The organism is Xylophilus ampelinus, assembly GCF_003217575.1.
GTDB classification, from domain to species: Bacteria; Pseudomonadota; Gammaproteobacteria; order Burkholderiales; family Burkholderiaceae_C; genus Xylophilus; species Xylophilus ampelinus.
In genome coordinates this window covers 66,951-79,663 of sequence record NZ_QJTC01000003.1, presented here as the reverse complement: position 1 = coordinate 79,663, position 12,713 = coordinate 66,951, and the positions used below count along the sequence as shown (strand labels likewise).

The following is a 12,713-nucleotide window of genomic DNA, read 5'->3' as shown; positions in this document are numbered from 1 at the left end:
CGAATGAATTCGCGCTTCCGCCGTGTGGCCCTGATCGGCAAATACCATGTGCCCCTGACCGGCGCCGCGGTCGACACCGCGCGCGAGGCGATGGCCGGCGTGGCCGCCTTTCTCGACCGGCAGGGCTGCGAGATCGTGCTGGAGCAGGACACCGCCACCGGCACCGGCCTGCCCTACCCCGCCTACCCGGCCGACTGCATCGGCGCGCACTGCGACCTGGGCCTGGTGGTGGGCGGCGACGGCACCATGCTGGGCATCGCCCGGCAGCTCGCCCGCTACGGCATCCCGGTGATCGGCATCAACCAGGGCCGCCTGGGCTTCATCACCGACATCCGCCTCGACGACTACGCCGCGTCCCTGCCTGCGATGCTCGCCGGGGATTTCGAGGAAGACTGCCGCGGCCTGATCCATGCCCAGGTGATGCGCGACGGCCACTGCGTCTTCGATGCGCTGGCGATGAACGACGTGGTCGTCAACCGCGGCGCCACCTCCGGCATGGTCGAGCTGCGGGTGGAGATCGACGGGCATTTCGTCGCCAGCCACCGGGCCGACGGCCTGATCATCGCCTCGCCCACCGGCTCGACCGCCTACGCGCTCTCGGCCGGCGGCCCGGTGCTGCACCCGTCGATCGCCGGCTGGGTGCTGGTGCCGATCGCGCCGCACACGCTGTCGAACCGGCCGTTGGTGCTGGCCGACAGGGCCGAGATCGTGATCGAACTGGTGGCCGGCCGCGACGCCAGCGCCAACTTCGACATGCAGTCGCTCGCCTCGCTGCTGCACGGCGACCGGGTGGTGGTGCGCCGCTCGGAGGACCAGGTGCGCTTCCTGCACCCGATCGGCTGGAACTACTTCGACACCCTGCGCAACAAGCTGCACTGGAACGAGGGGAACGGTTAGGCATGGCCCTGAAACGGATTTCGCTGCGCGATTTCGTGATCGTGCGGGCACTGGAGCTGGACCTGTCGGGCGGCTTCAGCGCCCTCACCGGTGAAACCGGCGCCGGCAAATCGATCCTGGTCGATGCGCTGCAGCTGGCCCTCGGCAGCCGGGCCGACGCGTCGGTGGTACGCGAAGGCGCCGCCCGGGCCGAGATCAGCACCGAGTTCGACACGCCCGCCGCGCTCGGGGCCTGGCTGGACGCCGCCGGCTTCGAGCCGCACGACCCGCTGCTGCTGCGCCGCACGATCGACGCGCAGGGCAAGAGCCGCGCCTGGATCAACGGCAGCCCGGCCACCGCCGGCCAGCTGCGCGAGGTGGGCGAACAGCTGCTCGACATCCACGGCCAGCACGCCTGGCAGAGCCTGACCCGGCCCGATGCGGTGCGCGGCCTGCTCGACGCCTACGCCGGCGCCGACACCCGGCCGCTCGCCGGCCTCTGGCAGACCTGGCGCAGCGCGGTCCAGGCACTGGAAAACGCCCGGACCGCGCAGGAGTCGCTGCACCGCGAACGCGAGCGCCTGTCGTGGCAGATCGGCGAGGTGCAGAAACTCGCGCCCGCGGCCGACGAATGGGACGAACTCAACGGGCAGCACACCCGCCTGTCGCATGCCCAGGCCCTGATCGACGGCGCGCAGGGCGCGCTGACCGCATTGGAAGAGGACGAGCGCGGCGCCACCGAATCGCTCTCCCGCTCGCTGGCGCTGCTGCAGGACCAGCAGCACCTGGAGCCCGAGTTCGCGGAGCTGTGCGGCGTGCTGTCGTCCGCCCTGGCGCAAGCCGAAGACGCCGCCCATTCGCTGCACGCCTACCTGCGCAAGACCGATCCCGATCCGCAGCAGTTGGCCTCGCTCGACGAGCGCATGGGTCTCTGGATGTCGCTGGCGCGCCGCTATCGCCGCCCGCCGGAGGAACTGCCGGCGCTGCTGGCCGGCTGGCGCGAAGAGCTGGCCCGCCTCAACGCTGCCGCGGATCTTGCCGCGCTGGAGAAGGCCGAGCGCACCGCCGCGGCCGCCTTCCAGGCCGAGGCGGCCACGCTCTCGAAGGCTCGGGCCCGCGCCGCACCCCGGCTGTCCCGCGAGATCACGCAGGCGATGCAGGGCCTGGGCATGAACGGCGGCCGTTTCGAGGTGGCGCTGCAGAAATCGGCACAGGCCTCGGCCCACGGCTTGGAGGACGTCCATTTCATGGTGGCGGGCCATGCCGGCAGCACGCCGCGGCCGGTCGCCAAGGTGGCGTCGGGCGGCGAGCTGTCGCGGCTGGCGCTGGCCATCGCCGTGACCACCAGCGCGCTTGGCAGCGCCGACACCCTGATCTTCGACGAGGTGGATGCCGGCGTCGGCGGCACCGTCGCCGAGACGGTCGGCCGGCTGATGCAGCAACTGGGCCGCGACCGCCAGGTGCTGGCCGTCACCCACCTGCCCCAGGTCGCCTCTTGCGCCGATCACCACCTGGTCGTCGCCAAGCAGCGCGATGCCGACGGCACCACCAGCAGCTCGGTCGCCGTGGTCGAGGGCGAGGCCCGGGTGGCCGAGGTCTCGCGCATGCTGGGCGGCGAACGCCAGTCCGTCACCAGCATGGCCCACGCACGCGAAATGCTCGAACGCCGCGACATGCCGCCCGCCACACCGGCCACGCCGGCGCGGGAGCCGGCGTGAGCGAACCCTTGCCCGACGACCGGCCGGATGCGCCCGGCGGCCCCGTCGGCGGCGTCACCGCCGACATTCCCGCCGCGATGGACATCGTGCTGATCACCGGCATGTCGGGCTCGGGCAAGTCGGTGGCGCTGCACGCGCTGGAAGATGCGGGCTACTACTGCGTCGACAATCTGCCGCCCGACCTGCTGCTGTCCTTCGTCGCGTTGGAGCAGCGGCATGGCGCCGCCCGCGTCGGCATCGCGATGGATGTGCGCAGTGCCGCATCGTTGCCGCTCCTGCCGCAGCAGCTTGCGGTGCTGCGGGCGCAGGGCATCCGACTGCAAATGCTGTTCCTCGACGCGCAGACCGACACGCTGGTGCGCCGCTATTCGGAAACGCGCCGGCGCCATCCGCTGTCGAGCGACAACATGCCCGACCGGCAGCGCGCCCTCACCCAGGCGATCGAACTCGAGCGCGAACTGCTGGCCGATCTTCGCGAGGAAGCGCATGTGCTCGATTCGAGCCTGATGCGGGCGTCGCAGCTGCAGGGCTATGTGAAATCGCTGATCGCGGCGCCTGCCACCCCGCTGCTGCTCGTGTTCCAGTCCTTCGCCTTCAAGCGCGGCATCCCGGTCGATGCCGACTTCGTCTTCGACGTGCGGATGCTGCCCAATCCGCACTACGAGCCGGCCCTGCGGCCGCTCACCGGCCGGGACGCGCCGGTCGCGGATTTCCTGGAGCAAGAGCCGGCGGTCGAGCGCATGTTCGACGACATCGGCCAGTTCCTGGCCCGCTGGCTCGGTACGCTGGCCCAGGACCACCGCAGCTACGTGACGGTGGGCATCGGCTGCACCGGCGGGCAGCACCGGTCCGTCTATCTGGTGGAGCGCCTGGCCGCGTCGTTCGCCGGCCGCTGGGTAACATTGAAGCGTCACCGGGAGCTGGACGGGCAGAACTGACCGGCAGGCCGAACCCACGGCAACGGTGGTGTGGCGCGGGGTCAGCCGATGCTGTCGAGCAGCTTGCGCACCGGCGCGGGCAAACCCAGCGCCGTCCACTCTTCGTGCGTGGCCCAGCGTCCCGCGGACTGCGGCTCCCGGCCTGGCGGCAACACCGCTCCCACCGGGTGGAGATGCAGATCCTTGTGCGTCAGGACATGCAGGAAAACCGGCAGCTCGTGCGGCTCTGCGGCGCCTGCTTCCCGCAGCACCGTGTCTGCGCCGTCCCGATGCGCGAACACCGGCAGGCAATGCAGCCCGGCCCAGATGCCGGTGTCGGGCCGGCGTTCCAGCCAAACCCGTCCGGCGCCATCGCGCGCCAGCAACAGCCACCAGGATTCGCTGCCGCGCTTGAGCATGCGGGTGCGCACCGGGTAGGCCTCCTCCCGGCCTTCGGCATGCGCCACGCAAACCTGCCGCAGCGGGCACAGCAGGCACAGGGGCTTGCGCGGCATGCAGAGGGTGGCGCCCAGGTCCATCAGGCCCTGGGTGTAGCGCGGCATGTCGACGTCTAGCGCTGCCTGCGACCCCTGAGGCAGCAGTTCGGTCACCCGGCCCCACAACAGCCGCTCGTTGGCCGGGCGCGCCAGATCGGCGGAAAAGCCCAGCACCCGGGTCAGCACCCGCTTGACGTTGGCATCCAGGATCGCCACCCGCTCGCCGAAACAGAACGACGCGATCGCCGCCGCGGTCGACCGGCCGATGCCCGGCAGGGTTTGCAGCAGCGCCGCGCTGCGAGGGAAGTCGCCGCGGAAGCGCTCCACCACCTGCTGCGCGCACCGGTGCAGGTTGCGGGCGCGGCTGTAGTAGCCCAGGCCGCTCCACAGTCCCAACACCTCGTCGGCCGGCGCCGCGGCCAGGGCCTGCACGTTCGGCAGGCGCGCCAGGAAGCGGGGAAAGTAATCCAGCACGGTCGCGACCTGGGTCTGCTGCAGCATGATCTCGGACAACCACACCCGGTACGGATCGCGGGTGTTCTGCCAGGGCAACGCATGGCGGCCGTGCGTGGCCTGCCACTCCGTCACGCGGACGGCGATGCTCGGGCGCGTGGCGCTCATGCCACCGACGTCGCGGGCAGGCTGTGGACCACGGGCGGCTCGAAATGCTGCGCCCAGGCCGCGACCGACGCTTCGAGCGTGGCGAGATCCTCGACCTGCTGCTCCAGCTCGGCCATCCGCTCGCCCAATCCCGATGCGGCATGCTGGATCCGGTCGATCGCCTCGATGCGCCGCACGAAGCCCTGGCGACGCTCTTTCAGCTGCGAATCGACCGGCGCGGCGGCGGCGCGGCTCCAGCCTTCCAGCTCGGTCGCGGCGTCGTCCAGCACCACCTGCACCCGGCTGGCCAGGGCGCGCACCAGGCGCCCGGCGAAATCCGGCTGTGCCAAGCGCAGCGCATTGCCGACGCCGACGTAGTGCAGGTGCGTCTCGCCGATCACCGCCAGCTCGCGTTCGTGCGGGCCGAGCGCCGGCGGCGGTGGCACCTGCAGCGAGAAACCGTGTTCGGCATTGAGCTGGCGGAAGCTCGCCTCCAGCATCGCGTGGATCTCCAGCGCCATGCGCTGGGCCTGCGATACCCGCTCCGCGATCTGCGCGAACGCCTGCTGATAGTCGCGTTTGGCATTGAGCTTCATCACGCCCGAACCCAGGCCCGCCAGCAGTGCGACGAATTCGGGCGCCGGGGTCTTGCCGCGCAGCAGCGCGACCGCCTCCTGCCGCATCCGGCGGTGCACCATGCGCAGGGCCTGCACCCGCTTGTCGCTGGCGTCGAACTCCTGCTGCTCCTGCTCCACCCGGGTGCGCATGCCGGCGATCACGTTGGCGTTCTTGCCGCGCAGGCTGCGCAGCTCCAGCATCTGGTCGTCGATCTCGCGGCGGCGCATGGTGAGCGTGCGGGCCGCGTCCGAGCGCATACGGACCACCGCCGCCGCCACCGCGCCGCGCAGGATCGCGTGGCGCCGGTCGACGATGCCGTGGATCAGCACATCCTCCAATATCGGCAGGCCGCTGGCCTGCAGCATCGCGGCGTCGTGGTTGATCCGCGCCAGCAAACCCTTCTGGGCCGATACCGGGATCACCCGACCCACCGGCACGCCCAGCAACGCGGCCGAGGCGGTGCGCTGCCGGTCGGTCTGCGCCTGGATCTGCTGCGGGGTGAGCATGCCGTCCCACAGCACGTCGATCTTGTTGAGCACCACCACCCGCGACCGCACCTCGGACTGCCCTGCCGCCGGCGCCAGGTGCTCGCGCCACAGGCTCAGGTCGGAGCGGGTCACGCCCGCATCGGCCGCCAACAGGAACACGGTAGCGTGCGCCTCGGACAGCAGGTTGACCGTAAGTTCCGGCTCCGCCCCGACCGCGTTCAGGCCCGGGGTGTCCAGCACTACCAGCCCCTGGCGCAGCAGCGGATGGTCGATGTTGACCAGCGCGTGGCGCCACATCGGCACCTCGACCATGCCGTCGCTGCCGACCATCGGGTTGTCGTCGGGCGTGTCGTCGTTCCAGAAACCCAGGTCCCGCGCCATGCCCGGCGACACCCGCCGCACCTGCGACAACGTCTCAAGCGTCTGCGCCATCTGGGCCGGGTTGCCCAGGTCGAGCGGGAACCGCGTCCAGGCCTCGGGCGTGGCACGCCAGTCGGCCAGCGCACGGGCTTCGCGCCGCGTCTCGATCGGCAGCAGCCGCACCGAGCAGGCCTCGCCAGCGTCGTAGGCGAGTTCGGTGGGGCACATGGTGGTACGGCCGGCGCTGGCCGGCACGATGCGGCGCCCGTGCTGGGCGAAGAAGATCGCGTTGATCAGCTCCGACTTGCCGCGGGAGAATTCGGCGACGAAGGCGACCACGACCCGGTCGCTGCCCAGCCCGGCGGCGATGTGTTCCAGCCGACCCGACAGGGCCTTGTCGGCGAGTTCGTGCGAGACGAGCCAGGACGACATCTCGCGCAGCTTGCGGGCCGTCTCCGACCGCCACGCACCGTGCCGGTCGAATTGTTTTAAAGAGGAGGGGTTCAAGGCGCTTCGTGGGAGGGGGGTTCTTCGGGTCAATATAGCATCGCCGCCCGGCTCAGGGCTTTTGGCAGACGGGACAGAAAAATGTCGAGCGCTGCCCCTGGCGGATGCTGCGGATCGGCGTGCCGCACACGCGGCACGGCAGGCCCTCCCGGGCGTACACCATCGCCTCGACCTGGAAATGCCCCGCCCGGCCGTCGGCGTTCGAGAAATCGCGCAGCGTGCTGCCGCCCGTCTCCACCGCCCGGGCCAGCACCTGCCGCACCGCCGTCCAGAGCCGCAGCGACCGTGGCCGGGTGATGCGCGCGGCGGGCATCGTCGGCCGGATGCCCGCCTGGAAAAGCACCTCCGACGCGTAGATGTTGCCCACCCCCACCACCAGCTCGCCCGCCAGCAGCACCTGCTTGATCGGCGATTGCCGGCGCTTCAGGCCCAGGTAGAAGTGCGCCGGGTCGAACCCTTCGCCCAGAGGCTCCATGCCCAGGCGCCCGAGCAGCTTGTGCGCCACCGGATCGTGCTCGCCGTCGGCGAAAACCACCGCGCCGAAACGCCGCGGATCGTGAAGCCGCAGGGTGCCGCGAGTCGTTTCCAGTTCGAAATGATCGTGCACCCCGCGCGGCGGCAGCGTGTCTGCGAACGACAGGCTGCCCGACATGCCCAGGTGCAGCAGCAGCAAGCCGGCATCGAGTTCGACCAGCAGATATTTGCCGCGACGGCGCACCCGGACCACCTCGCGCCCCTGCAGGACGGCCGGGTCCAGCCCCAGGGCCCAGCGCAACGGCTTGCCGATCCGCGCCTCCAGAATCCGGCCGCCGGCGATACGGTCGGCAAAGCTCAAACGCGTGACTTCGACTTCGGGTAACTCGGGCATGGTTTTGTGAGGCGCAAGACGTAAGACAGCGCAGCGGCACGTTGAAGGCAGTCGCCGTGAACTGCCGGGTTGCGGTAAAGACCGGTAAACCGCCGAGCAGCGTCGCGGTGCGGGCGCAAAGGCTTGAATTATTATGGGTCGATGAATCCCCTACGCCTCGTAACGGCCTTGGCCGCTGCGCTAGCGGCCTTCGCCGCAGCCCCGGTCCTGCATGCACAACCGCAGCCCACCGTCCCCCCCACCCAGGCGGAAAAGATAGAGCCCTCGCCCGACAGCGATGCGGCGGATGTCTCGATGCTCAACGCCGAGCTGTTCTACGAGGTGCTGCTGGGCGAGATCAACTCGGCCGACGGCGACCGCAGCGCCGGCTTCGCCCTGCTGCTCGATGCCGCCCGCAAGGCCAACGACCCCGACCTGTACCGCCGGGCGGCCGACGTGGCCCTGCGCGCCCGCTCGGGCGACGCGGCGCTGATGGCCGCGCGGGCCTGGCAGGAGGCGTTTCCCACCTCGCGCGAAGCCAACCGCTACGTGCTGCAGATCCTGGTCGCCCTCAACCGTGTCGGCGAAACCGCCGTTCCGCTGGCGCGCGAACTGGCTTTGACCGAGCCACGCACCCGCGCACTGGCCTACACCGCCATTCCGCCGCTCTACGCGCGTGTAGGCGACAAGCGGGCCGCCCTCACCGTGGTCGAACGGGTGCTGGCCGACGACCTGGCAAAACCGGCGCGTCCGGAAGACGGCGCCTCCGCCTGGATCACCGTGGGCCGGATGCGGCTGGCGATCGGCGACACCGCCGGCACGCTGGACGCCGCCAGCCGTGCCCAGGTGCTCGACCCCGCCGGCGAAGGCTCCGCGATCCTGGCGCTGGAGCTGATGGACCCGAAGCAGCCGCTGGCCGAGCCGATCGTCAAGCGCTACCTCGCCAGCGGCAAGGTGCAGCCCGAAATCCGGCTGGGCTATGCCCGCGCGCTGGCGGATGCGCAGCGCAACGCCGAAGCCACCCGCGAGTTGCAGACCCTCACGGTCGAGAACGCCGACTTCGCCGAAGGCTGGCTGCTGCGCGGCGCGCAGGAAGCCCAGGACGGCCAGTACGCAGCGGCCGAGCAGTCGATCAAGACCTTCCTGGACCTGGTCGCGTCCCGCACCTCCCCCACCCGGCCGGACGAGGACCAGGCGCGCTCCCTGGCGCAGGCCTATTTGGTGATGGCGCAGATCGCCGAGAAGCGAGGCGACCTGAAAGCCGCGGCCGCATGGCTCGACAAGATCGACAGTCCGCAGGCCCTGCTGGGCGTGCAATCGCGTAAGGCGTCTCTGCTGGCGCGGCAAGGGCGCCTGGAAGAGGGCCGCGCCCTGATCCGCGCGGTGCCCGAGCGCTCGGTCGCCGACAAGCGCGGCAAGCTGATGGCCGAGGTGCAGCTGCTGCGCGACTTCAAGCGCGAAGACGAGGCCTACAAGTTGCTGCAGGAGGCCAGCGCCGCCGCACCCGACGATGCCGACCTGCTCTACGACCTGGCCATGACCGCCGAGAAACTCGGCCAGTTCGACGAGATGGAGCGGCTGCTGCGCCAGCTGATACAGAAGCAGCCCGATTACCACCACGCCTACAACGCGCTCGGCTATTCGCTCGCCGAGCGCAACGTGCGGCTGCCCGAAGCCCGCGACCTGATCAAGAAGGCGCTGGCGTTCGTGCCCGACGACCCGTTCATCACCGACAGCCTGGGCTGGGTCGAATTCCGGGTGGGCAACAAGGAAGAAGCGGCACGGCTGCTGCAGGGCGCCTACAAGACCAAGCCCGACCCCGAGATCGCCGCCCACCTGGGCGAAGTGCTCTGGAGCCTGGGCCAGCGCGAGCAGGCCAACGCGATCTGGAACGAAGGCCTGCTGCTCAACGCCGACAACCCCACGCTGACGCAGACGCTCAAGCGCCTGCGCGCCAGGCCGTGACCCACCGCCGCGGCCGCCGGCACTGGCTGAGCGCCGTTGCCGCCAGTGCTATTTTTTCGATAGCTGGATGCCAGGGAATGGCGCCGGCCAGGGCCTCGAAAATGCCGGAAGACCGCCTCTGGAGCGGCAGGATGGCACTCCAAGTCGAAGGGCGGGACACGCAGTCGTTCGCCGCCTCCTTCGAGTTGCAGGGAAACGCCGCCGCGGGCCAGCTCTCGCTCTTCACACCGCTGGGCGGAACGGTCGCAGTGCTGGAGTGGGCGCCGGGAAGCGCCACGCTGCGCTCGGGCCAGGACGTGCGCAATTTCGGCTCGCTCGACACACTGGTGGCACAGGTCACCGGCACCCCGATCCCGGTGGCCGCGCTCTTCGACTGGCTGGCCGGCACGCCGAGCCAGGTGCCGGGCTGGACGCCCGACCTGCGCCAGCGCGAAGACGGCCGCATCACCGCGCGGCGCGACGCCCCGCTGCCGGCCGCCACGCTGCGCATCGTCTTCGAGCGCTGAAAGCCCGCTGCCGCATGCGCGCCCTCTACGACGTGCCGGCCCCGGCCAAGCTCAACCTGTTCCTGCACATTCTCGGGCGGCGCGCCGACGGATACCACCTGCTGCAGTCGGTCTTCATGCTGATCGACTGGTGCGACGTGCTGCATTTCGAGTTGCGCACCGACGGACAGTTGAGCCGCGAGGACCTTACGGCGACGCTGCCGTCCGACGACCTGGTGCTGCGTGCCGCGCGCCTCCTGCAGCAGGCGGGCGGCGGCGCGGACGGCGCCCACATCGGCATCGCCAAGCACGTGCCCGCCCAGGCCGGCATGGGCGGCGGATCGTCCGACGCGGCCAGTTGCCTGCTCGCTCTCAACCGGCTGTGGGCGCTCGACCTGCCGCTGGAACGGCTGGAAGCGCTGGGCCTGCGGCTCGGCGCCGACGTGCCCTTCTTCCTGCGCGGACACAACGCCTGGGTCGAGGGTGTCGGCGAGCGCATCCTGCCCCTGGAGGGCGACGCGGTGCTGCCCGCCGCACGGTTCGCGGTGGTCAAGCCCGCCGCCGGACTCGACACGAAATCGATTTTTTTGTCGGACCGGCTCAAACGCGATTCTCCTAGTGCTAGAATCGCAGGCTTCGCTGCAGAGCACTTCGGTTTTGGCCGAAACGACCTCCAGCCTGTTGCCGAGACGCAATGCTCCGACGTCCGGCAGGCCATCGATTGGCTTGCCACGCGCGGACTCAGTGCCCGGATGACAGGCTCCGGAAGCGCCGTGTTCGCACCGATGCCGCACGAGGCGGATCTGACCGGCGCACCCGACAGCTGGCAGATTCGGCAGTGCAATAATCTGGGTATCCATCCGTTGGCGGGGTGGGCACCCAACCAGAATAAAGGGTAGGCAGCGATGCGCTGCAGACCTGTGTAGGGGAATCGCCAAGCTGGTTAAGGCACTGGATTTTGATTCCAGCATGCGAAGGTTCGAATCCTTCTTCCCCTGCCAAATTTCTCCGTGACGCCGCCGGCGCACACAGCAGTTTTCCAAGGTCGCCGGGATCGCCCATGCAGGTTCAAAACCACCACCCCGATTTCCTCGTGTTCACGGGAAACGCCAACCCTGGCATGGCGTCCGAAATCGCCTCCCACCTCGGCATCACGCTGGGCAGTGCGCAGGTCGGCCGGTTCTCCGACGGCGAGATCACCGTCGAGATCAATCAGAACGTGCGGGCCCGGGACGTTTTCGTGGTGCAGTCCACCTGCGCGCCCACCAACGACAACCTGATGGAACTGCTGGTGATGGTCGACGCGCTCAAGCGCTCGTCGGCCGAACGCATCAGCGCCGTGATCCCCTATTTCGGCTATGCCCGCCAGGACCGTCGCCCGCGCTCGTCGCGGGTGCCGATCTCGGCCAAGGTGGTGGCCAACCTGCTGCAGACCGTGGGTGTGTCGCGCGTCCTCACGATGGACCTGCACGCCGACCAGATCCAGGGCTTCTTCGACATTCCGGTCGACAACATCTACGCGTCGCCGGTGCTGCTGGGCGACCTGCGCCAACAGAATTACGAAGACTTGATCGTCGTCTCGCCCGACGTCGGCGGCGTGGTCCGCGCCCGGGCGCTCGCCAAGCAACTCAACTGCGACCTCGCCATCATCGACAAGCGCCGGCCGAAGGCCAACGTGAGCGAAGTGATGCACGTCATCGGCGAGATCGACGGCCGCAACTGCGTGATCATGGACGACATGATCGATACCGCCGGCACGCTGTTGAAGGCTGCCGAGGTACTGAAGGAACGCGGTGCCAAGAAGGTCTACGCCTACTGTACCCACCCTGTCTTCTCGGGTCCGGCGCTCGAGCGCATCGCCAGCGGCACCGCCCTCGACGAAGTGGTCGTCACCAACACCATCCCGCTCGCAGACAACGCGCGCGGCTGCACCAAGATTCGCCAACTGTCCGTGGCCCCGCTGATCGCCGAGACGATCCAGCGCATCGCCAAGGGCGAATCGGTGATGAGTCTGTTCTCGGACCAGGACAACCTGTTCTGACCGTCCGCGAACGCCGCAGGGTTCTTATCCAAGGGCCCTTTTTTGCAATAGGAGCCGCACTGGTCGCGGTCGGCTTCCACAGGAGTTAGCTATGAAATTCGTCGCTTATGAGCGCGCCAAGCAGGGTACGGGTGCGAGCCGCCGTCTCCGCAATTCGGGCAAGACGCCCGGTATCGTCTACGGTGGCGACAGCCAGCCGCAACTGGTCGAACTCGACCACAATGCGCTGTGGCATGCGCTGAAGAAGGAAGCCTTCCACGCTTCCATCCTCGAGATGGAATTCGCCGGCGCCACCAGCAAGGTCCTGCTGCGCGACGTGCAGTACCACCCGTACAAGCAGCTCGTCCAGCACGTCGACTTCCAGCGCGTCGATGCCAAGACCCGCCTGACGATGAAGGTCCCGGTCCACTACAAGGGCGAGGAAGAGTCCCCTGCAGTGAAGGTCGACCAGAATCTGATCACGCACGTGATGACCGAAATGGAAGTCACCTGTCTGCCGGCCGACCTGCCGGAATTCATCGAAGTCGACCTGTCCGGCATGACCAAAATGGGCACGCTGCACATCAACGACATCAAGCTGCCGAAGGGCGTGAAATTCGTGAGCCACGGCAAGGTCAACCCGGTGCTGGCCTCGGCCGTGCCGCCGGCCGCCGAAGAAGAGCCGACGCCGGAAGAAGCCGCTGCTGCAGCGGCCGCCGCCGCTGCGGCCGCGCCTGCCGAAAAGGGCAAGGGCGGCAAGAAGAAGTAGGCCTTCGCCCTCGTCGGCAAGGCGCGGTTTTCCAGGCCGCACCAAG

The 12,713-nt window shown here is 69.3% G+C and carries 11 protein-coding genes and 1 tRNA gene; 9 read left to right on the top strand and 3 right to left on the bottom strand.

Translation table 11 applies throughout. The features are described from left to right. Nucleotides 1–3 precede the first annotated feature (3 nt). The 3 genes from DFQ15_RS03300 (at nucleotide 4) to rapZ (ending at nucleotide 3,532) form a co-directional block, all read left to right on the top strand. Complete coding sequence (locus DFQ15_RS03300) at nucleotides 4–897, top strand: NAD kinase (RefSeq protein WP_110464602.1); 894 nt, start codon at nucleotides 4–6, stop codon at nucleotides 895–897. 2 nt (nucleotides 898–899) lie between these two features. After that, nucleotides 900–2,594 carry a DNA repair protein RecN gene (gene recN, locus DFQ15_RS03295; RefSeq protein ID WP_110464601.1) on the top strand — a complete coding sequence of 565 codons (1,695 nt, stop codon included), beginning with the start codon at nucleotides 900–902 and terminating at the stop codon, nucleotides 2,592–2,594. Nucleotides 2,595–2,671: 77 nt separating this feature from the next. After that, a complete protein-coding gene (gene rapZ / locus DFQ15_RS03290) occupies nucleotides 2,672–3,532 on the top strand; it encodes an RNase adapter RapZ (RefSeq protein WP_110464749.1) in 861 nt (286 codons plus the stop codon). Nucleotides 3,533–3,573: 41 nt separating this feature from the next. Here the strand turns inward: rapZ and mutY are convergent, their stop codons facing one another. Genes mutY through mutM form a run of 3 tightly spaced genes read right to left on the bottom strand, consistent with a single transcriptional unit; the run spans nucleotide 3,574 to nucleotide 7,449 of the window. Beyond that, a complete protein-coding gene (gene mutY, locus DFQ15_RS03285) occupies nucleotides 3,574–4,629 on the bottom strand; it encodes an A/G-specific adenine glycosylase (RefSeq protein ID WP_110464600.1) in 1,056 nt (351 codons plus the stop codon). Beyond that, the gene (locus DFQ15_RS03280; protein WP_146228636.1) at nucleotides 4,626–6,581 is read right to left on the bottom strand and encodes a dynamin family protein; all 1,956 of its coding nucleotides are present in this window, start codon (nucleotides 6,579–6,581) and stop codon (nucleotides 4,626–4,628) included. The genes mutY and DFQ15_RS03280 overlap by 4 nt, the downstream gene beginning before the upstream one ends. Nucleotides 6,582–6,633: 52 nt before the next feature. Continuing rightward, complete coding sequence (gene mutM / locus DFQ15_RS03275; RefSeq protein ID WP_110464598.1) at nucleotides 6,634–7,449, bottom strand: bifunctional DNA-formamidopyrimidine glycosylase/DNA-(apurinic or apyrimidinic site) lyase; 816 nt, start codon at nucleotides 7,447–7,449, stop codon at nucleotides 6,634–6,636. A gap of 168 nt (nucleotides 7,450–7,617) precedes the next feature. Here mutM and DFQ15_RS03270 point away from each other — a divergent pair, with 168 nt between their 5' ends. The 6 genes from DFQ15_RS03270 (at nucleotide 7,618) to DFQ15_RS03245 (ending at nucleotide 12,667) form a co-directional block, all read left to right on the top strand. Beyond that, nucleotides 7,618–9,393, top strand: coding sequence for a tetratricopeptide repeat protein (locus tag DFQ15_RS03270; RefSeq protein ID WP_233504248.1), 1,776 nt, complete (start codon nucleotides 7,618–7,620; stop codon nucleotides 9,391–9,393). Between the two features lie 131 nt (nucleotides 9,394–9,524). Further along, entirely contained in the window at nucleotides 9,525–9,899 is a 375-nt protein-coding gene (locus DFQ15_RS03265; RefSeq protein ID WP_158528997.1) for a lipoprotein insertase outer membrane protein LolB, read from the top strand. A gap of 14 nt (nucleotides 9,900–9,913) precedes the next feature. Next, nucleotides 9,914–10,777: a 4-(cytidine 5'-diphospho)-2-C-methyl-D-erythritol kinase gene (ispE, locus tag DFQ15_RS03260; protein ID WP_110464595.1), complete on the top strand. Its 864-nt coding sequence runs from the start codon at nucleotides 9,914–9,916 to the stop codon at nucleotides 10,775–10,777. Between the two features lie 25 nt (nucleotides 10,778–10,802). After that, nucleotides 10,803–10,879: transfer RNA gene (locus DFQ15_RS03255), tRNA-Gln, on the top strand. Nucleotides 10,880–10,938: 59 nt separating this feature from the next. Beyond that, a complete protein-coding gene (locus DFQ15_RS03250; protein WP_110464594.1) occupies nucleotides 10,939–11,919 on the top strand; it encodes a ribose-phosphate pyrophosphokinase in 981 nt (326 codons plus the stop codon). Between the two features lie 91 nt (nucleotides 11,920–12,010). After that, nucleotides 12,011–12,667, top strand: coding sequence for a 50S ribosomal protein L25/general stress protein Ctc (locus DFQ15_RS03245; protein WP_110464593.1), 657 nt, complete (start codon nucleotides 12,011–12,013; stop codon nucleotides 12,665–12,667). The last annotated feature ends 46 nt before the right edge of the window (nucleotides 12,668–12,713 follow it).

What these genes read in the sequence shown, in the direction of transcription:
- DFQ15_RS03300 (WP_110464602.1), top strand. Translation starts at nt 4, where the DNA reads ATGAATTCGCGCTTCCGCCGTGTGGCCCTGATCGGCAAATACCATGTG.
- recN (WP_110464601.1), top strand. Translation starts at nt 900, where the DNA reads ATGGCCCTGAAACGGATTTCGCTGCGCGATTTCGTGATCGTGCGGGCA.
- rapZ (WP_110464749.1), top strand. Translation starts at nt 2,672, where the DNA reads ATGGACATCGTGCTGATCACCGGCATGTCGGGCTCGGGCAAGTCGGTG.
- mutY (WP_110464600.1), bottom strand. Translation starts at nt 4,629, where the DNA reads ATGAGCGCCACGCGCCCGAGCATCGCCGTCCGCGTGACGGAGTGGCAG.
- mutM (WP_110464598.1), bottom strand. Translation starts at nt 7,449, where the DNA reads ATGCCCGAGTTACCCGAAGTCGAAGTCACGCGTTTGAGCTTTGCCGAC.
- DFQ15_RS03265 (WP_158528997.1), top strand. Translation starts at nt 9,525, where the DNA reads ATGGCACTCCAAGTCGAAGGGCGGGACACGCAGTCGTTCGCCGCCTCC.
- ispE (WP_110464595.1), top strand. Translation starts at nt 9,914, where the DNA reads ATGCGCGCCCTCTACGACGTGCCGGCCCCGGCCAAGCTCAACCTGTTC.
- DFQ15_RS03250 (WP_110464594.1), top strand. Translation starts at nt 10,939, where the DNA reads ATGCAGGTTCAAAACCACCACCCCGATTTCCTCGTGTTCACGGGAAAC.
- DFQ15_RS03245 (WP_110464593.1), top strand. Translation starts at nt 12,011, where the DNA reads ATGAAATTCGTCGCTTATGAGCGCGCCAAGCAGGGTACGGGTGCGAGC.